The organism is Nonomuraea angiospora, assembly GCF_014873145.1.
In the GTDB taxonomy this organism is placed as follows: domain Bacteria; phylum Actinomycetota; class Actinomycetes; order Streptosporangiales; family Streptosporangiaceae; genus Nonomuraea; species Nonomuraea angiospora.
In genome coordinates, this window is record NZ_JADBEK010000001.1 from 157,459 (window position 1) to 175,410 (window position 17,952).

Annotated in this window: 17 protein-coding genes; 4 read left to right on the plus strand and 13 right to left on the minus strand. The window is 72.4% G+C overall.

Features of this window, described 5'->3' with window-relative positions; genetic code table 11:
* Both H4W80_RS00690 and H4W80_RS00695 read right to left on the minus strand, forming a co-directional pair.
* Entirely contained in the window at nt 1-1,131 is a 1,131-nt protein-coding gene (locus H4W80_RS00690; RefSeq protein WP_192783257.1) for a hypothetical protein, read from the minus strand.
* Complete coding sequence (locus H4W80_RS00695; protein WP_192783258.1) at nt 1,128-1,898, minus strand: hypothetical protein; 771 nt, start codon at nt 1,896-1,898, stop codon at nt 1,128-1,130. Before H4W80_RS00695 ends, H4W80_RS00690 begins: the two co-directional genes overlap by 4 nt.
* Nucleotides 1,899-2,046: 148 nt before the next feature.
* Between H4W80_RS00695 and H4W80_RS00700 the strand changes: the two genes are divergently transcribed.
* On the plus strand, nt 2,047-2,505 hold the full coding sequence (locus H4W80_RS00700; protein WP_192783259.1) for a hypothetical protein: 459 nt from the start codon (nt 2,047-2,049) through the stop codon (nt 2,503-2,505).
* A gap of 33 nt (nt 2,506-2,538) precedes the next feature.
* Complete coding sequence (locus H4W80_RS00705) at nt 2,539-3,165, plus strand: TetR/AcrR family transcriptional regulator (protein ID WP_192783260.1); 627 nt, start codon at nt 2,539-2,541, stop codon at nt 3,163-3,165.
* Here H4W80_RS00705 and H4W80_RS00710 read toward each other — a convergent pair.
* From H4W80_RS00710 to H4W80_RS00730, 5 genes are read right to left on the minus strand one after another with little or no spacing between them, the layout of a single operon-like run.
* Entirely contained in the window at nt 3,119-3,940 is an 822-nt protein-coding gene (locus H4W80_RS00710; protein WP_192783261.1) for an ABC transporter permease, read from the minus strand. The two genes, H4W80_RS00705 and H4W80_RS00710, sit on opposite strands and share 47 nt — an antisense overlap.
* On the minus strand, nt 3,937-4,656 hold the full coding sequence (locus H4W80_RS00715; protein ID WP_192783262.1) for an ABC transporter ATP-binding protein: 720 nt from the start codon (nt 4,654-4,656) through the stop codon (nt 3,937-3,939). The genes H4W80_RS00710 and H4W80_RS00715 overlap by 4 nt, the downstream gene beginning before the upstream one ends.
* A 22-nt stretch (nt 4,657-4,678) precedes the next feature.
* Nucleotides 4,679-5,644, minus strand: coding sequence for a phosphotransferase family protein (locus H4W80_RS00720; RefSeq protein WP_192783263.1), 966 nt, complete (start codon nt 5,642-5,644; stop codon nt 4,679-4,681).
* The gene (locus H4W80_RS00725; RefSeq protein WP_192783264.1) at nt 5,641-6,840 is read right to left on the minus strand and encodes an acyl-CoA dehydrogenase family protein; all 1,200 of its coding nucleotides are present in this window, start codon (nt 6,838-6,840) and stop codon (nt 5,641-5,643) included. Before H4W80_RS00725 ends, H4W80_RS00720 begins: the two co-directional genes overlap by 4 nt.
* A 40-nt stretch (nt 6,841-6,880) precedes the next feature.
* Nucleotides 6,881-7,675 carry a CPBP family intramembrane glutamic endopeptidase gene (locus H4W80_RS00730; protein WP_192783265.1) on the minus strand — a complete coding sequence of 265 codons (795 nt, stop codon included), beginning with the start codon at nt 7,673-7,675 and terminating at the stop codon, nt 6,881-6,883.
* Nucleotides 7,676-7,736: 61 nt separating this feature from the next.
* Between H4W80_RS00730 and H4W80_RS00735 the strand changes: the two genes are divergently transcribed.
* Entirely contained in the window at nt 7,737-8,081 is a 345-nt protein-coding gene (locus H4W80_RS00735) for a DUF6285 domain-containing protein (protein WP_192783266.1), read from the plus strand.
* A gap of 43 nt (nt 8,082-8,124) precedes the next feature.
* On the opposite strand, the gene mctP is transcribed toward H4W80_RS00735, so the two are convergent.
* The 3 genes from mctP to H4W80_RS00750 all read right to left on the minus strand — a co-directional run bounded on the left by mctP (nt 8,125) and on the right by H4W80_RS00750 (nt 10,823).
* Nucleotides 8,125-9,732 (minus strand): monocarboxylate uptake permease MctP, encoded by a 1,608-nt coding sequence (mctP, locus tag H4W80_RS00740; RefSeq protein ID WP_318786643.1) that lies wholly within the window; start codon nt 9,730-9,732, stop codon nt 8,125-8,127.
* A complete protein-coding gene (locus H4W80_RS00745; protein WP_192783267.1) occupies nt 9,729-9,938 on the minus strand; it encodes a DUF3311 domain-containing protein in 210 nt (69 codons plus the stop codon). The genes mctP and H4W80_RS00745 overlap by 4 nt, the downstream gene beginning before the upstream one ends.
* Before the next feature lie 747 nt (nt 9,939-10,685).
* Entirely contained in the window at nt 10,686-10,823 is a 138-nt protein-coding gene (locus H4W80_RS00750) for a hypothetical protein (protein ID WP_225963168.1), read from the minus strand.
* 38 nt (nt 10,824-10,861) lie between these two features.
* On the opposite strand from H4W80_RS00750, the gene H4W80_RS00755 reads away from it, so the two are divergent.
* A complete protein-coding gene (locus tag H4W80_RS00755; RefSeq protein ID WP_192783268.1) occupies nt 10,862-11,752 on the plus strand; it encodes an SDR family oxidoreductase in 891 nt (296 codons plus the stop codon).
* A gap of 64 nt (nt 11,753-11,816) precedes the next feature.
* On the opposite strand, the gene H4W80_RS00760 is transcribed toward H4W80_RS00755, so the two are convergent.
* The 3 genes from H4W80_RS00760 to H4W80_RS00770 are packed head-to-tail and all read right to left on the minus strand — an operon-like array spanning nt 11,817 to nt 17,894.
* Nucleotides 11,817-12,773: a helix-turn-helix transcriptional regulator gene (locus H4W80_RS00760; protein ID WP_192783269.1), complete on the minus strand. Its 957-nt coding sequence runs from the start codon at nt 12,771-12,773 to the stop codon at nt 11,817-11,819.
* Complete coding sequence (locus tag H4W80_RS00765; protein ID WP_192783270.1) at nt 12,755-14,341, minus strand: CocE/NonD family hydrolase; 1,587 nt, start codon at nt 14,339-14,341, stop codon at nt 12,755-12,757. Before H4W80_RS00765 ends, H4W80_RS00760 begins: the two co-directional genes overlap by 19 nt.
* A 58-nt stretch (nt 14,342-14,399) precedes the next feature.
* Entirely contained in the window at nt 14,400-17,894 is a 3,495-nt protein-coding gene (locus tag H4W80_RS00770) for a S8 family serine peptidase (RefSeq protein ID WP_192783271.1), read from the minus strand.
* Nucleotides 17,895-17,952 lie beyond the last annotated feature (58 nt).

The window sequence follows — 17,952 nt, forward strand, 5'->3', positions numbered from 1 at the left end:
TCACGTGAGGCACTCCCTGCGCAGGCGTTCGGCGTTGCGGAGCAGCCGGGCGATCTCCTCCTGGCCCTCGGCGGGGTCGCGGGTGCCGTCGGCCAGCCCGAGCGCCTCCGCCACCGAGGCCACCCCGCCCAGCTCGTCGCGCACCTGCCGGCCGAGCAGGTCGGAGGCGCCCTCCTGGCGGGCCTCGTCGCGGCAGAAGAAGCACAGGTCGCACGCGGACATGCAGTCGGGCGCGTAGCGGGCGGTCGCCCTGCGCAGCGCGTCGGCCAGCTCGGCGACGGGCCGGGTGGGCCGCCCGTCCTCGCCGGGCCGCAGGTCGAACGTGAGGTCCTCGGGCAGCCCTTCGAGCAGCCGGTCGAGCGTGGTCATCCGGGTGAGCTGGCGGCGCAGCACCGCCATCTGCTTGCGCACGTCGACGAGGGTCGCGACGGGCCGGTTGGCGAAGTTCTCGGGGCAGACCAGGACCACCTCGTGCGAGACCTTCGCCGGGTCGTGGCCCAGCTCCTCCAGCAGCGTGCGCAGCGCCAGCACGTACACCGCCGCCTGCCGCGCCGCTCCGGCCACCGCCGCCGGGTCGGCCTGGCCGTCGATCACCGCGAACGACTTGATCTCCACGATGTGGAAGCGGCCGCCGAGCTGGAAGGCCACCACGTCGGGCTCCAGGTAGGCGGTGTGGCCGGCGATCTCCAGAGTGAGCAGCGGGTGGTCGTACAGCGTGCCCGCGTCCTGGCCCTCGCGGGCCGCGCGGTCGATCAGCGCGCGCGTGTGGGCGTGGCGCAGGTGGGCGCCGACGTTCTCGACGTCGTGGTAGGCGACCTCGGCGACCGGCAGGCGCAGCAGCTCGCGCAGCATCCGCAGCAGCTCCGCGCACCCGTCGGCCTTGACCAGCGCCTCGAACATGTTGCCGCGCGTGATCGCGAACGGCGACTGGCCGAACGGCGCGGGGAAGCCAAGGTGGCGGGCGGCGGCGTCCTTGTCGATGCCGGCGCCGTCGAGCAGGGCCCGGCGGGTGCAGCCGGGGTTGGCGGCCAGGGCCGCGATGGCGCGGGCGTCGTGCGGGCGGGGCGGCGTCGCGCCGCGCAACGCGTCAAGCCGCTGGATGTGTTCGCCCTCGCGCTTCAAGCCGCTCACTTCGCGTTCTCCTTCTTGATCGTGCTCAGCGTAGCGGCGCCGAACAGGCGGGCGGCGTCACCGAGCTGCGCCGCGGCGCGTTCTGCCAGCTCGGCGCGATCCCGCGTGTCGCGGTCGCCGTGCACGCGCAGCTCGGCGCGGGCCGCCTCGATCACCCGGTCCGGGTCGGGCGGGCCCAGCGTGCCGTCCGTGGCGCCGGGGATGTTCCTGGCCATGCGCAGGAGTAACCGGTCGGCCCGCCCGTCGGGCGACTCGTGCGAGGCCACCGCGACGGCGCAGGTCAGGAAGTCGACGCGGGGGCTGAGCGGGCCGACCACGCGCCGCTCCAGCGGCCAGGTGCTGAGCGTGAGCAGCCCGCGGGCGGGGGAGAGGCGGTCGGTCAGCGCGGCGCACAGGTAGTACGGCCGCCCGTGCGGCGACGACCGGAACGAGCGCTCCTCGTCCCTGCGCAGGCTGGTGAGCTGGGCGCTGCGGATCGTCCCGCCGAAGAACACGTCGCTGACGGCCACGACGAGCCGCGGCTGGGCGGGCGCGCCGAGCAGCCGCAGCCCCTGGTGCACCTGCTCGCGCACCGTCACCAGGCGCGGCGGCTCCGGCTTGGCCTGGGAGGGCTCGCCGCTCACGAGGGCGTCCCACTCGCGCTCCGCGGTACGCAGCTCGGCACGCAGGGCGCGGGCCGTCGCGCCGTCCCTGACCCGCATCGCCTTGCGCACGCCCGCCCGGAGCCCGTCGATCCGCCGCTCGAGATCGTCCAGCCGGTCACTCATGGCGCGAGCGTACCAACAGTCCCAGTATTTTCCAGTAATTTCGCGATTTCGAGGCGAACGTGTGATCTACGACGTAAAGGCGGCCGCCGGACCGGCCATTGACGGTCTGACGTGCGTAATCGGCGTGCGAGGCGGGGACGAAGGCGGTGTGACCCGTGAGAATCGACATCTGGTGGGAGCCGCCGCAGGCGTGGCCGCCCTCGTGCCCGTCTACTACCTGACCGAGGCGGCCGCCAGAGCCCTGCGTACGAGCAACGCCGCGTTCGGCCCGGCGCCCGCGGCGCTCGCCTACCTGGCCGCGGTGGCCGTCATCGTCACCCTCCTGACCGCCTGGCCCGCGGCGGCCCTCGGCTGTGGCATCCCGCTGGCGGCGGCGGGGGCCGTGTTCGCCCTCGACCTGAACGCCGCGCTCGGCGTGGCGGGCAGCCTGCCCTGGGCGCGGGAGGGCGGCCTGCCGTGGTCGCAGCCGAACGGCGTCCCCTGGGCCGAGCTGAGCGAGCCGCCCGGCACGATGGCCGGGATGACCGGCCTCTACACGATCATCGGCGCGCTGCTCGTGCTCTCGGCGCTGCTGCCCGGCCGGTTGCGGTCCGTCCTGGGCAGGTGAAGGGCGGATTCCGGGGCGGCCTATCCTGGGCGGGTGAGTGGACGGGACCCCGACCGGCGCAGGGCGCTGCTCGACGCGGCCGACCGGGTCATCCTGGCCCAGGGCCCCGAGGTCTCGATGGCGGCCATCGCCGCCGAGGCCGGCATCACCAAGCCCATCCTCTACCGCCACTTCGGCGACAAGAGCGGCCTCTACCAGGCGCTGGCCGACCGCCACGTGCGCACGGTCATCGCCCGGCTCCGCCCCGAGCTCGTCGCCCCGGGGGCCGACCTGCGGGGCCGGGCGCGGGCGACCATCGGCGTCTACCTCGACCTGATCTCGGCCAACCGCAACCTCTACCGGTTCCTGTTCCACCGGGCCAGCGCCGAGGACTCCCGGATCCGCTCCCACATGACCGCACTCGTGCGGGGGCTGGGCGAGGAGCTCGGCGGCCTGATCGCCGGCGAGCGGGCGGCGCCCGACCCGGTGCGGGCGCAGGTGCTGGGACACGCGTTCGTCGGCATGGTGCAGACGACCGGCGACTGGTGGCTGGAGCACCCCGAGGTGGACCGCGTACAGGTGGTCGAGGGCCTGGTGGACGTGATCGCCGCCGCGCTCGCCCCGCAGGCCGCCGTCAGTCCCCGAAACGGGAGAGTTTCCCGTGCCGCCGGGCGTATCTGAGCGCCCAGGCGAACAACCCCACCGTGCCCGCCAGGTAGACCACGTTGAGCCCGCCCGCCCAGGCCAGCCGGTCCCACGGCACCGCGCCGCCGCCCATGACCGTACGCATGCCCTCGAACACGTGCGAGGCCGGCAGCAGCCACGAGATCGTCCGCAGCGGCTCGGGGAGCACCGAGATCGGGTAGAAGATGCCCGCCAGCGGCTGCACCACGAACACCAGCGACCAGGCGATCACCTGCGCGTTCTCGCCGAAGCGGAGCACCGCCGCGATGCCGACCAGGCCCAGCGACCAGCCGAGGACGAGCAGCACCCCCATGAACGGCACCAGCCCCACGCCCAGGCTCGCCAGCCCGAACCCGTACAGGCCGAGGGCCAGCCCGGCCATCACCGCGACCGCGAGCGCCACCTTGCCCAGCGAGAACAGCACGAGCCCGGTCAGGTATTCGGCGCTCGACAGCGGGCTGACCTGCACGTTGAGCAGGTTGCGCGACCAGATGTCCTCCAGGAACGCGATCGAGATCTCGTTGCTGGCCTTCTGCAGCACCTGCCAGAGCAGCACCGCCCCGAGCAGGAACGCCACCACGAACGGCACCCGCTGCGCCTGCAGGAACAGCGTCACGAAGCCCCACAGCACCAGCTCGATCGTCGGCCAGAACAGGATCTCGAACATCCGGATCGGGCTGCGCCGCAGCGCCGCGAAGTCGCGCCGGACCACGCCCATGACGCGCGTGCGCCGGGCGGCCAGGCTCAACGGGGGCAGGGTCACCGAGGTCATCCGCGTGCCACCTTCAGGAACACCTCTTCCAGGTCCTCGGCCCCGTAGTGGCCGGCCAGCTCCTTGGCGCTGCCGGCGGCCACGACGACGCCGTCCGACATGAAGTGGATCCGGTCGCACATGCGCTCGACCTCGCGCATGTTGTGCGAGGTGATCAGCATGGCGCTGCCGCTCTCCCCGGCCAGGCGGGACAGCAGGCTGCGGATGCGGTCGCCGGCGTCGGGGTCGAGGTTGGCCGTGGGCTCGTCGAGCACCAGCAGCCTGGGCGCGTTGAGCAGCGCCTTGGCGAGGTGCACCCGGGTGCGCTGGCCCGACGACAGGTCCATCACCTTCCGCCTGCGCAGCGGGCCCAGCTCGAACAGCTCGATCATCTCCTCAACCCGGCGGCGCGGGTGGCGCAGCGCGTAGAGCCGGGCGAACGCGTCGAGCACCTCGTGCACGTGCAGCACGCCGGGCAGGTCCACGTAGCTGGCGGCGAAGTTGACCTGGGTGAGCGCCTCGGTGCGGTGCCGGGCCAGCTCGAGGCCGAAGAGCCGGATCGTGCCCGCGTCGGGGGTGATCAGGCCGAGCAGCATGTGGAGGGTGGTCGACTTGCCCGCGCCGTTGGGGCCCAGCAGACCGACGACCTCGCCCTCGCCCACGGTGAGGCTGAGATCGCGCACGGCGGTGACCCCGCCGAACCGCTTGACCAGATGGGACGCTTCCAGGATGGCCACCGGTCAAGCGTGCGGCCCGGGGTCACGCCGGGGCAACGGGTTTTCCCCGGAGCATGCGCAGCAGGTCCCACTCGTTCTCGCACACGCGCCGGCCGATCGCGGCCAGCTCCACCGACCGGGCGCCGCCGCGCAGGTGCCGCATGGTCTGCATGACGCAGATGATCCCCCACTTCAGCACGCCGAACGTCTCCCACCAGCGCAGCGCGTCCCGGTCCACCGGATGCCCGTCGGCGGCCTCGTACGCGTCGATCAGCTCCTCGTAGGCGCCGAAGCCGCCCACCGGCAGCGGCGAGCCGAACCGCCACGCCTTCACGCAGAGCCAGCCGAGGTCTTCGAGGGGGTCGCCGAGGTGGGCGAGCTCCCAGTCGAGCACCGCCCTGATGCCGTCGGGCCCGACGATGAGGTTGCCGTTGCGGAAGTCGCCGTGCACGACCGTGCGCCGCATGGAAGCGGGCCGGTCGGCGGCCAGGCGGCGCAGCGCCAGCTCGAACACCGGGTGCGGCTCGCCGAGCAGGTCCAGCACGTCCCGCCAGCGCCGCAGCGGGTCCTGCGCCTCCTCTTCCTGAGGCAGGCAGGAGGGCGGCATGCGGTGGATCGCGGCCAGGGCCCGCCCGCACTGCGCGGCCAGCAGGGGCCGGGCCGCGGCGTAGGCGTCGTCGCGCAGGATCTTGCGCGGGATGGTCTCGCCGGCCACGCGGGTCATGAGGATGTATGACTCCCCGGCGGCGACGACCGCGGGCACCGGCACCCCGGCGGCGGACGCGGCCCGCATGAGCGTGGCCTCCGACGCGAGCGGGGCGCCCGCCTCCAGCGCGGCCCCGGGGGAGTCGAGCCGCAGGATCAGCTCGTGCCGCGCGTGCCGCTCGGGGCCCGTGACGACGTCGAGGGCCCAGGTCTCCCGGGACGCCCCGCCGGGCAGCCGGGCGCTGAAGGGCACCGACGCGCCCGCCCCGAACACCTCGCCGACGATCTCGTGGAGCCGGGTCATCGCAGGCCGAACTCCCAGTTGCCGCCCGCCGCGTACTCGCCCAGGATGCGCCGCCCCACCGCGTCGATGTGCACCTCGTCGGGGCCGTCGTAGATCCGGCCGGCCCGCGCGTGCCGGTACATCCGATCCAGCGGCGTGTCGGGGGTGAGCCCGGCGGCGCCGTACACCTGGATGGCCCGGTCGATCACGTTGTGCAGGGTGCGCGCCCCTACCACCTTGATCGCGCCGATCTCCACCCTGGCCTGCGAGCCCGCGTCGACGGCCTCGGCGGCGTGCAGGGTGAGCAGCCGGGCGGCCTGGATCTCGGCGTAGGAGTCGAACACGTGCTGTCGCATGAGCTGCTTCGCGGCCAGCGGCTCGCCGAACGCGGTCCGCTCCTGCAGCCTGCGGCACATCAGGTCGAACGCCCGCTGCGCCTGCCCGAGCCAGCGCATGCAGTGGAAGATCCGGCCGGGCCCGAGCCGCCGCTGCGCGATGACGAACCCGTGGCCGCGCGGGCCGAGCAGGTTGGCGGCGGGCACGCGGACGTCCTCGTACCGGACCTCGCAGTGCGCGCCGTCGAGCCCCAGCGCGGGCGTCTCGCGGACGATGCGGTAGCCGGGCGTGTCCGTCGGCACGAGGATCATGGAGAAGGCCAGGTGCCGGAGCTCGGGCGGGGCGTCCTGCTCGGTCCGGCACATCACGGTCGTGTACGCGGCCCGCGACGCCCCGGTCGTGAACCACTTGTGCCCGTTGATCACCCATTCGTCCCCGTCGAGCACCGCGGCGGTCCTGATCTGGGTGGGGTCGCTGCTGGAGATCTCCGGCTCGGTCATGGCGAAGCTGGGCCAGATGTCACCCCGCACCAGCGGCTCGAGGTAGCGCTCGCGCTGCTCGGGGGAGGCGTGCTCGTGCAGCATCAGCGAGTCCTGCAGCGTGAAGGTGCCCAGCGCGAGCTGCCCGTACTCGCTGCGGCCCTGCACCTCGTTGACGTAGACGTAGTCGAGGAACGGCAGGCCGCCGCCGCCCAGCTCGCGCGGGTGGCCGAGCGCCCACAGCCCCTCCTTCCTGGCCTCGGCCCGCAGCTCGTCCAGAGCCGCCGCTGCCTCGGGGCCGCCCGCGTGCAGCACCGGCTCGGCCGGCTCCACCCGCTCGGTCATGAACGCGTGGACGGCGTCGCGGATCGGCCGGACGCCGTCGGGCATGGCGAAGCTCATGCAAGGATCTCACCCGAAACCAGTTGCCCGGTCAATCACTTCACGGCAGCCAGCTCACGCGGCCGTGCAGGAAGGCGTACCCGACGAAGGCGACGGCGTCGATCAGCGTGTGCGCCACCACCAGCGGCATCGCGCGCCCCCAGCGCTGGTAGAGCCGCCCGAACACCACGCCCATCACGACGTTCCCGACGAACCCCCCGAACCCCTGATACAGGTGGTACGACCCCCGCAGCAGCGCCGACACCGCCACGGCCTTCCACGGCGTCCACCCGGCCTGCCCGAGCCGGTGCAGCAGGTATCCGGCGACGAGCACCTCCTCCAGCACCCCGTTCTGCGCCGCCGCGAGCAGCAGCACCGGGACCTGCCACCACACCTGGGGGAGCTGGCCGGCGACGACGGTCAGGTTCACGCCGGCGGCCCACACGGCGAGGTAGAACGCCAGCCCGGTGCCGCCGATCGCGGCCGCCAGCGCCGCGCCGCGCACCGTGTCGCGGCCCTTCTCCCGGAAGTCCACGCCGATCGTGCGCAGCGACTCCCCAGAGCGCACCATCAGGTACGCCACCAGCGCGACCGGCGCCACGCTGATGGCGATGTCGGCCAGCTGCAGCGCCAGGTCCAGCCACGGTCGCCCGGGCGCCATCGACCGGACCAGCACGGCCTGCTGGCCCTTGAGCTGCTCGGGCGCCGTGAGGGAGCCGATCAGCCGCAGCAGCGCCAGCAGGCCGCTGGCGCCGAGCGAGACCGAGAACACGACGAACAGCTCGGCCCGGATGAGCCGGGGCCCGAGCGCCGGGGGCGGCCCCAGGGGAGAGGCGGTGGGAGACTCTGTGCGCATGGCCGCAGGCTAGCCGTTCATCGATCGGACGCGAATAAATAGCGCCTTGAGGAGAAATCAGATGACATCTGCTCCGCACGACGTGCCCACGGCGGCCCAGCTCGTGGCCGCCGTCCGCGACTTCCTCCAGAGCGACGTGCTCCCGGCCGTGGACGGGCGGGTGCGCTTCCACGCGCGGGTGGCGATCAACGTGCTCGGCATGGTGGAACGGGAGATCACGCTCGGCCCGGAGCAGGCGCGCGAGCACGCGGCGCGGCTGGCCGCGCTGGGCATGGCCGGCGACGCCGAGCTGGCCGCCGCCATCCGCGAGGGCCGGATCGAGGACGACCACGCCCTCGTCACCGCCCTGGAGCAGGCCGTACGGGCGAAGCTGGCGGTCGCCAACCCCGCCTACCCGCAAGACTGACGGCCCGCCCCGCTCGTGGCGAGGACGGGCCGTCAGCGGGGGATCAGTGCGAACCGGTCAGATCCAGGTCCTTGACCTTCGGGTCGCCCTCGTCGGCGAAGTACTCGCCGCGGGCCGTCGCGTCCTCGCCGTCGGCCACCTTGGTCGCCCGGAACAGCAGCGTGAGCAGCGCCGCCACCGCCAGGTTCACGGCCACCGCCACGAACCCGGGGTAGATCGTCATCTTGGTGTCGAAGCCCAGGTTCGACAGCGCGAACGCCGAGCCGCCGAAGTGCAGCTTGCCGCTGGCGGGGTTCGGGATGAGGTACAGCATCCACATGCCCGCCACCAGGCCGGCCGCCCAGCCCGCGATCAGGCCGCCCTTGTGGAACCAGCGCGTGTACAGGCCCAGCGCCACCGCCGGCAGCGTCTGCAGGATGATCACGCCGCCGATGAGCTGCAGGTCGATCGAGAACTGCGGGTCGAGCAGCAGGATGCACAGCACCGCGCCCACCTTGACCACCAGCGACACGATCTTGGAGACGTTGGCCTCCTCGCGGTCGCTGGCGTTCTTGTTGAAGTACTCGCGGTAGATGTTGCGGGTGAACAGGTTCGCCGCCGCGATCGACATGATCGCCGCGGGGACGAGCGCGCCGATGCCGATGGCCGCGTACGCGACGCCCGTGAACCAGTCGGGGAAGACCTTGTCGAACAGCAGGGGCACGATCGTGTTGTTGTCGGCCTTGCCGTTGCTCATCACCGGCTTGACGCCGGCCGCGATGGCCATGAAGCCGAGCAGCGCGATCAGGCCGAGCACGAAGCTGTAGGCGGGCAGCGCGGACATGTTCCGCTTGATGACGTTGCGGTTCTTCGAGGCCAGCACGCCGGTGAGGCTGTGCGGGTAGAGGAACAGCGCCAGCGCCGAGCCGAAGGCCAGCGTCACGTACTGGAGCTGGTTGTTGGCGTTCAGGATGATGCCGTCGCCCGGTGCCGGGGTGGCGTCGAACTTGGCCTTGGCCGCGTCGAAGATCGAGTCCCATCCGCCCAGCTTGGCCGGGATGTAGATGACGGCCGCCAGGATCACGATGTAGATCAGCGCGTCCTTCACGAACGCGATGAGCGCGGGCGCCCGCAGGCCCGACTGGTAGGTGTACGCGGCCAGGATCGCGAACGCGATCACGATCGGCAGGTGCCCGGTGATCCCCATCGCCTTCAGCACCGACTCGATGCCGATGAGCTGGAGCGCGATGTACGGCATCGTCGCCACCAGCCCGGTGATCGCGATCACCAGCGCCAGCGTCGGCGACCCGAACCGGGCCCGGACGAAGTCGGCAGGGGTGACGAAACCGTGCACGTGCGACACCGACCACATCCGCGCCAGCACCAGGAACACCAGCGGGTACACCACGACCGTGTACGGCAGCGCGTAGAACCCGAGCGCGCCGGAGCTGAACACCAGCGCCGGCACCGCGACGAACGTGTAGGCGGTGTAGAGGTCGCCGCCCACCAGGAACCATGTGATCCAGGACCCGAAGCTGCGCCCGCCGAGCCCCCACTCGTTGAGGCTGGCCAGGTCGGTCGGCCGCCGCCACCGTGCGGCCACGAACCCCATGACGGTGACCAGCAGGAACAGCAGCACGAAGACGACCAGCTCGGTCGTGTGCCCGCTCACTTGGTCATCCTGTAGACGATGGTCGTGGACCCGACGCCGACCACGATGAAGGCCAGCTGGAGCCAGTAGAAGAGCGGGAAGCCCAGCAGGCGGGGCTCGTCGGCGTTGAACAGGAACGTCAGCAGCGGCAGCACGATGGGCAGGATCAGCAGCCAGTTCCAGGGGCTGCGGTCGGTGCGTGGCTGCCCGGGTTCCCCGGTAGTCATCAACCCTCCGATGAGTGGATCTGGAGCCGGCTGTGACCGGTTCCTGACGGGTAGTCAATGGAGGGAGAGTAGCTTTGCGGTGGTATTAATCCAAATGTCGGCAATATTACGGTTTGGCTTAAAATCTCCGACCATTCCCGGCAGGCCACTCGCGCCACCCCAGAAACCATAAACACTGGCCCGCCGCACGCCTCCCCCTGATCGCCGAATGGTCCCTTCCCCGCGCCGAACGGTCCCGCACCCTCACCCCACGGCCCCTGGGCCGCGGTGCGCGACGGCAGGGGAGGTCGCGGCGCGTCGGGGTGCGGCGGAGCCCGGCGCTGTCGACGGTGCCCGGCCCTCTGGGGGTGCGCTTTGCCAGGCCGTGCAGTGCCGCACCACCAGGGCGCCGCGCCGGCGGGTGTCGCGTGATTAGCGGGCGTTGCGGGTGGTGGGGCTGGGCGGCTACGCAGGACGGCGCTTCGGGGCGCCGCGTCGGCGGGTCGGGGTGTGGCGGAGCCCTGCGCCGTTGACGGTGCCCGGCCCTTTGAGACGCCCCTTGGCGAGCCGTGCCGTACCGCGCCACCAGGGCGCCGCGCTGGCGGGTGTCGCGTGGTTAGCGGGCGTTGCGGGTGGCGGGACTGGGCGGCTACGCAGGATGGCGCTTCGGGGCGCCGCGTCGGCGGGCCGGGTGCGGCGGAGCCCGGCGCTGTTGACGGTGCCCGGCCCTCTGGGGCGCGTTATGCCCGAAGTCGGGCGTCGCGTTGGTCAGGTGGTGCGGTCGGCGGTGGTTTTGGGGGTGTGGCGGACGTCCCCCGGCCGGCCCACTCGGCGCGTCCAGGCCGCGAACTCCACCAGCACCCCATCGGGATCCTTGAAGTAGATCACAGTTATCCGGAAAAACATGACACGGGTTGTCGGGTATTCGGGGAACGATCGGCCGCATGATTGCTTTGGTGGCGGGCGCGACCCGCGGAACGGGACGGGGCATCGCGCTGGCGCTGGGCGCGGCGGGCGCGACGGTCTACTGCACGGGCAGGAGCACGCGGGAGCGGCGCTCGGAGATGAACCGGCCGGAGACCATCGAGGAGACGGCGGAGCTGGTGACCGCGGCCGGCGGGACGGGCATCGCGGTCCAGGTCGACCACCTGGACCCCGCCCAGGTGGAGGCGCTGGCCGGGCGGGTGGAGCGCGAGCAGGGCAGGCTCGACGTGCTGGTCAACGACGTGTGGGGCAGCGACCACCTCTGGGAGTGGGACACCCCGGTCTGGAAACACGACATGGACAAGGGTTTCCGGCTGCTCAGGCTGGCGGTGGACACGCACATCATCAGCAGCCGCCACCTGCTCCCGCTGCTGATCAGGAACGAGGGCGGCCTGGTCGTCGAGGTCACCGACGGCACCTGGGCCTTCAACGAGACCCGCTACCGCGAGAACGTCTACTACGACCTGGCCAAGGTCTCGGTGAACCGGCTGGCCTTCGCCTGGTCGCGCGAGCTGCGCCCGTACGGGGGGACCGCGGTGGCGGTGACTCCGGGGTTCCTGCGCTCGGAGGCCATGCTCGACGGCTTCGGCGTCACGGAGGACAACTGGCGCGAGGCGAAGGTGGACGTCACCTGGATGGTCTCCGAGACCCCCGCGTACGTCGGCAGGGGCGTCGCCGCCCTCGCCGCCGACCCCGACCGGCAGCGCTGGTCGGGGAGGTCGGTCTCCAGCGAGGACCTGGCCGGCGCGTACGGCTTCACGGACGTGGACGGCAGCCGCCCGCGGGTGTGGAGCTACATCACGGAGGTACGGGAGCCGGGCAAGGACACCGACCCGGCCGAATACCGCTGACCCGGCAGAGGGTCAGGGCTGATCAAGGCGGGTCAGGGCTGATCAAGGGCCGGTAGAGGGCTGATCAAGCGCCGGTAGGAGGCCGGTAGAGGGCGGACATGCGGGCGGCGGCGTCGGCGATCAGCTCCCGCAGCTCGGGCGGGTCCAGCACCTCGGCCTCCGGCCCGAACCGCAGCACCTGCGAGAACGCCACCGGCACCGACTCCACCGCCAGCCGCACCGTCCCGTCCGGCCGGAGCGAGGCGAGCGCGTCGTCGAGCGCGGCCGGGTCGGCGATGTGCCGCAGCATCCGCACCCCCCGCTCGCTGAGCCGCAGCGTGACCACGTCCCGCAGCAGCGACCGGGAGAACTCCGCCGACCGCTCCGCCCAGAAGGCGGCCAGGTCGAAGGAGGGCTCCCGGTCGAACGGCTCGGCCAGCACGGACACCGCGCCGAACCGGTGCACGCGGAAGATCAGGAACCGGGTCCCGAGCCGCGCGGCCAGGTACCAGGCGCCCGCCTTGAGCACCAGCCCGTATGGCTCCAGCGTGCGCACGTTCCCCTTGTAGACGGCCGAGACGCGGCGGTCGTTCCACACGGCCCTGGCCAGCGGCGCGAGCGCCTCCGGCGGCGGGTCGCCGCCGGAGAACCAGCCGGGCGCGTCCAGGTGGAAGCGCTGCGCCGCGACGGCCGGCGCGTCCCGCAGCGCGGGGGAGAGCGCGGCGGCGGCCTTCAGCCGGGCCGTGGCCGCCACCTCCTCCAGCCCCATCTCCCGCAGCGCCGCCGGCACCCCCGACAGGAACAGGGCCTCCGCCTCGGCCCGGTCCAGCCCGGTCAGCCGCGTCCGGTACCCGTCGAGCAGCCGGTAGCCGCCGCCGCGTCCCCGGTCGGCGTAGACGGGCACGCCCGCCTCCGACAGCGCGAGCACGTCGCGGTGTACGGTCCGCTCGGAGACCTCCAGCTCCTTGGCCAGCTCCGCCGCCGTCATCCCGCCCCGGCCCTGCAGCAGCAGGACCAGCGACATCAGCCGCGAGGCGCGCACAGCGGCAGCACCACGGCGGAGGGACGGTCGGGGGAGTGGAACACCTCGACGTCGGCGGGCACCATCGCGCCGTCGCCCCCGCCGAGGGGGTCGCCGTTGCCGGGGTTGCGGGCGATCGTCGGGTACGCCCCGGCCGCCACGTGCACCCTGATCCGGTGGTCGCGCCCGAACCGGTGCGCGATCGGCCACAGGTCCACGGAGACCCGCCGTACCCCGTCCAGGGAGTCCGACGCCGAAAGGCGGCGCACGCCCTCGCACACGTTGTACGAGCGCCCGTCCGGGTACACGTCGCACACCCGCACCACCACGTCCACGTACGGCGTGCTCGACCGCACGAACAGCTCGCCCCGCACCGGCCCGATCATCTCCACGTCCGACTCCAGTGCCGCCGAACTGTACACCAGCACGTCGCGTCGCTGTTCCAGCCGCCGCTGATCACGCGGCCGGGAGTCGCCCAGCAGGACCGGCCCGCCGATCACCGGCGTCGGGTGGGAGGGGTGGTACCGGAACCGGTCGGGCGGGGCGTCGAGGGGCCCGTCGGTCCCCAGCCCGAACCCGTGCTGCAGGTGCCAGCGCTGCTCCCGCGTCCCCGGCGCCGGCCAGTCGGGGAAGTCGCGCCACTCCTCGGCCCCCGTCACGTACAGGCGCACGGGGTCGGGCCGCAGCCCGGAGAAGTCGCCCAGCAGGTGCGCGCGGAACCAGGCCAGCGACTCGGCCATGGCGGGCCGCCCGTGCCGGGTGTCGATGTGGTACCAGGGGCCGATCGTCAGGTACGGCCGCCGCCCCGCGGCCCGCATCGCCGTGTAGTCCTTGAGCTGCCACGGCAGGAAGACGTCGTACCAGCCGCCCAGCATGGTGACGGCCGCGTCCACCTCGCCCACCTTCGGTGAGAAGTCACGTTTGTCCCAGTAGGGGACGTCCGGGTGGGCGTGATGCATGAGCAGGTCCTGGTAGAACCGGAGCGGCCGCCCGGCCGAGGCCAAGTCCAGCTCGGCCACGGGGCGGCCCGACAGGACCGCCCTGCGGGTCAGCCGGGGCGCGGTCAGCAGGGCGGCGCCGCCGAACCGGCGCGACATGCCGTCGGTGAGCGTGGTCCAGCTCAGCGTCGACTCCAGCGCGAACGCGCCGCCCACGTACGCCGCGTCCCTGAACTGGGAGGCGGTGATCTGCGTGGCCATGGCCCTCAGCTCGGGCCCGGCGTAGGGCGCGACGGCCCACTGCGTGTAACCGAGGTAGGAGGGGCCGAACATCGCGAACGAGCCGCCGTACCAGGGCTGCTTGCGCAGCCAGGCGATGGTGGCCAGGCCGTCGTCGTGCTCGTCCCCGAGCGGGTCGAGCAGCCCGCCGGAGCCGAAGCCGCCGCGGCAGCTCTGGATGACGACGTGGAAGCCCTGCCGGGCGAAGCCGCGGCCGTAGTACCAGCCGAACAGGCCGCGCCGGCCGTACGGCGAGCGCATCAGGATGACGGGAGCCCGCTCGTCTCCGGCCGGGGCGTAGTGGTCGGCCAGGAGTGTCACGCCGTCGGGCATCGGAACGGGAAGATCCCGCTGGAGCCGCACGCGTCTCATGTACTAACCAGTAACAGATGCCCCCGGGCCGTGACAGCCCGGGGGCACCCGTGGGCCGCTACGGGGTCGCCCGGTCGGGGCGCTCCGAGATGCGGACGGCGTTCACGATCGTGGCGCCCTGCCGGGTGGCGAAGCGCACGTTGAGCTGGCCGTCGGTGACCTTCACCGTGTACTGCCTGCTCACCGCCGTGTACGTGCCCGCCTCCAGGGCCAGGTCGAGCGCCGGGATCGCCAGCTGCCCCTCGACGAGGACGTCGAAGACCCGCTTGCCCGGCTGCGTGCTCTTCAGGTCGGCGAAGTCCAGCTCGACGGTGTACGTGCCGGCGGGCACGTTGTCGAAGCGGTACTCCAGCATCTTCTCCCTGGCGGTCCTGAACAGCGCCTGGTCGGAGGTGCCCGCGATGGTCCTGGACGTGCTCGACGTGCTGGTCGAGGTGGCCACGTAGCCGTAGCTGCCCGCGGCGTACTTCTTGTCCGGCGTCCAGGTGTCACCGGCGCCGTCGACCACGTTCTTCGTGGCGCCCGTGTCGATGGCGACCTGCAGCTTCGGCACCACGACCGACACCTTGATCTCGATGTTCGGCTGCCGGCCGCTGGCCGACCGGACGAGGAGCGTGCCGGTCTTGACCGTGCCGGGCGCGACGCCCGCGCTGGAGAGCGTGGCCTTCAGCGTCACCTTCTGCCCCTTGGCCAGCTCGCCCGAGGCCGGCGTCGTGGCGAACCACGGCTCCGAGACCACCGTGTACGGCGTCGGCGAGCCCAGGTTCGTCAGCTCCAGCGTCCTGGTGCGGGTGGACCCGGCCGGCATCACCACGGTCAGCTCGCCCGCCGACGCGCTCACCTGGCCGGTGACCAGCGCCGTGTCGATCCGCGTCACCGTGGTGGGCGCGACCGTGACGGGCTTGGTGAAGGTGCCGTAGTGCTCCTTGGACACCACGACGTCGTAGTCACCGGCCAGCACCTGCCCGTAGAACGAGCCGTCCTCGCCGGTCGTGAACGTGGCCACGTCGCCCACCTTGACCGTCGCCCCGGCCAGCGGCTTGCCGTCGTTGGCGTCGGTGACCGCGCCGGTGACCAGGCCGTGCCGGCTGGCCGTGAACGTCAGGCCCTGCCCGGTGGACAGCACCGGCTCCTCGTAGGAGTAGAGCATGGCGTCGGTGCCGCCCGCGTTCTCGACGCCGATGGTGGCGCTGGAGCCCTGCTCGCGCTCGCTGTCGATGTCCTTGTACCGGAAGGCGATCGAGCCGTCCTCGCCCAGCAGCGCCGAGAACGACACCCGCAGGCCGGAGGCGTTGTAGAAGGCGGCGTTGCGCCACTCCACCACGAACGTCCGGTGCGGCGCCGTGCCCGTCACCCCGGTGTAGACCCCGGCCTGGGCGTCCATGATGAGGTCGTCCCAGTACGGGTAGACCGCGTTGTTGGGCGTGGTCGTGGTCGGCAGCCGGCCGTTGCTGCCGGTGGTGACCCGGTCGGTGGCGAACGAGACGTACCCGTTCGTGCCGATCCATGCCTTGCCGTAGCCCGTGCCGTAGAAGGGGACCGGGAACGGCAGCGTCACCTGCACGGCCTCGTCGTCGCCGCTGAGCGCCAGCTTCTCGGTACCGGCCACGTACGCCTGGGCGCCGCTCTTGCAGGTGTAGCCGAAGTTGTCGCCGCGCAGCGGCAGCTCGATGTCCTTGGTCACGTCGCCGGCCACCGAGACGGACGCCGTCGTGCCGCTGGAGCAGCGGGACACCGGCGTGACCTTCAGCTCGTAGTCGCCCTGCGGCAGCGTCAGGCTGTAGCGGCCCGAGGCGTCGGTCACGGTGCTCACCGGCGTGCCGGCGGCCTCCACCGTCGCGCCCGCCTCAGGCGTGCCCGCGGTGCTGACCGTGCCGGACACCACGCCGGACTGCAGCCGGGTCATGGACACGTCCGCGGTCGCGGCCTGCCCGGCCGTGACCGTGGCCGTCGCGCCCGCCTTCTCGTAGCCGAACTTCTCCGCGCTGACCTGGTAGTCGCCCGGCAGCAGGCGCGGCACCGCGTACGTGCCGTCCTGGCCCGTCGTCACCGTGCGGCTCAGCGGCCCCGAGAGCGTGATCGTCACGCCCGCCAGCGGCGAGCCGGCCGAGGTGACGGTGCCGCGCAGGTCGCCGAGGTCCTCGTGCGGCGCGGCCTGGACGGCGGCGTAGGTGTCGAGCCGGCCCTCGCCCCAGACGTTGTTGTCGGCCGCGGTGCCGCCGCAGCTGGTGTCGCTGACGTCGACGGCGGTGCTGTCGAGCAGCGGCCTGGTGGCCGCCACCTTGCCCTGCAGGCCGGGCGAGCCCGACCAGATCAGCGCGACCGTGGCGGCCACGTGCGGCGAGGCCATCGAGGTGCCGGTGAAGCTCTCGTGGGAGTTGCCCGGGGTCGAGGAGCGCACGTTGACGGCCGGGGCCGCGATGTTCGGCTTGATCTCGCCGTTCTCGCCCTCACCCTTGCTGGAGCGGTTGTAGAGCGTGTTGTTGACGTCGAAGCCGCCCGCGCTGTAGCTCTCCACGTACTGGCCGGGCGAGCCGCTGGTGCGGCAGGCGGGGCCCTCGTTGCCGTTGGCGAACGCGGGGAAGATGCCGGCCGCGACCCACGCCTCGACCGTCTCCTTGTACCAGGGGTCGTAGCCGTCGCCGCCCCAGGAGTTGTTGACGATGTCGGGGGCCAGGTCGGGGCGCGGGTTCTGGCCGTTCAGGTCGGTCGGCGCCAGGACCCACTGCCCGGCCGCCAGCAGGGAGGCGTCGGTGCAGGTGTTGACCTCGCAGCCCTTGGCGGCGATCCACTTGGCGCCGGGCGCGACGCCGATGCCGTTCGCGCCTACCATCGTGCCCATGGTGTGCGTGCCGTGGCCGTTGTTGTCGCACGGCGCGGGGGACGGGCAGACGCGCGCCGGGTCGAACCAGTTGTAGTCGTGCGTGAACGTGCCGTCCTGGTTCCTGCCCCGGTAGCTCTGGACCAGGTCGGGATGGTCGAACTGGGCGCCGGAGTCGATGTGGGCGATCACGATGCCCTCGCCGCGGTTGCCCAGCTCGCTCCAGACGCGCGGGGCGTTGACCCGGTCGATGTTCCACTCGACCGCGTTGACCTTCGCCTCGGCCTTGCCGGGCGTGGGGTCCGGCAGCTTGACGGTGCGGACCGGCTGGATGCTGTCGACGTCGGCCAGCTTGGCGATCTCGCCCGCGAGCTTCGCGTCGGCGGTCACCCGTACGGCGTTGACGATCCAGTACGGCGTGTAGTCGGTGCGGCGGGAGTCGAGCAGCTTGCGCAGGCCCGCCTGGGAGGCGGCGGCCCGCTCGGTCTTGGCCTCGAAGACCAGCTCGGCCTTCGTGTCCTTGGTGACGGCCCGGCGGGCGCCGCTCAGGTCGGCCGCCCCTTTCATCCGGACCCAGAAAGTGGCCTTGTCGTCCTTGTCGAGCTGCGCCTGGACGGCGGCGTCGATCTTCGCGGGCTCCGGCGCGGCCAGCGCCGGGGCCTGCGGGACGCATAAGCCTGCGATGACGGCGATCCCGGCCAGGACCGCACGCCAGCGGGGGGTGTTGGGCACGCGACTCTCCTTCGAGTCCCTCGAGACAAGAGGTGATCTTTACGCCTCTGTCGAGAAG

Excerpts from the sequence above, each read along its gene's own strand:
- H4W80_RS00745 (WP_192783267.1), bottom strand. The coding sequence starts at position 9,938 with ATGACTACCGGGGAACCCGGGCAGCCACGCACCGACCGCAGCCCCTGG.
- H4W80_RS00710 (WP_192783261.1), bottom strand. The coding sequence starts at position 3,940 with ATGACCTCGGTGACCCTGCCCCCGTTGAGCCTGGCCGCCCGGCGCACG.
- H4W80_RS00720 (WP_192783263.1), bottom strand. The coding sequence starts at position 5,644 with ATGACCCGGCTCCACGAGATCGTCGGCGAGGTGTTCGGGGCGGGCGCG.
- H4W80_RS00750 (WP_225963168.1), bottom strand. The coding sequence starts at position 10,823 with ATGTTTTTCCGGATAACTGTGATCTACTTCAAGGATCCCGATGGGGTG.
- H4W80_RS00730 (WP_192783265.1), bottom strand. The coding sequence starts at position 7,675 with ATGCGCACAGAGTCTCCCACCGCCTCTCCCCTGGGGCCGCCCCCGGCG.
- H4W80_RS00695 (WP_192783258.1), bottom strand. The coding sequence starts at position 1,898 with ATGAGTGACCGGCTGGACGATCTCGAGCGGCGGATCGACGGGCTCCGG.
- H4W80_RS00765 (WP_192783270.1), bottom strand. The coding sequence starts at position 14,341 with ATGAGACGCGTGCGGCTCCAGCGGGATCTTCCCGTTCCGATGCCCGAC.
- H4W80_RS00725 (WP_192783264.1), bottom strand. The coding sequence starts at position 6,840 with ATGAGCTTCGCCATGCCCGACGGCGTCCGGCCGATCCGCGACGCCGTC.
- H4W80_RS00755 (WP_192783268.1), top strand. The coding sequence starts at position 10,862 with ATGATTGCTTTGGTGGCGGGCGCGACCCGCGGAACGGGACGGGGCATC.
- H4W80_RS00735 (WP_192783266.1), top strand. The coding sequence starts at position 7,737 with ATGACATCTGCTCCGCACGACGTGCCCACGGCGGCCCAGCTCGTGGCC.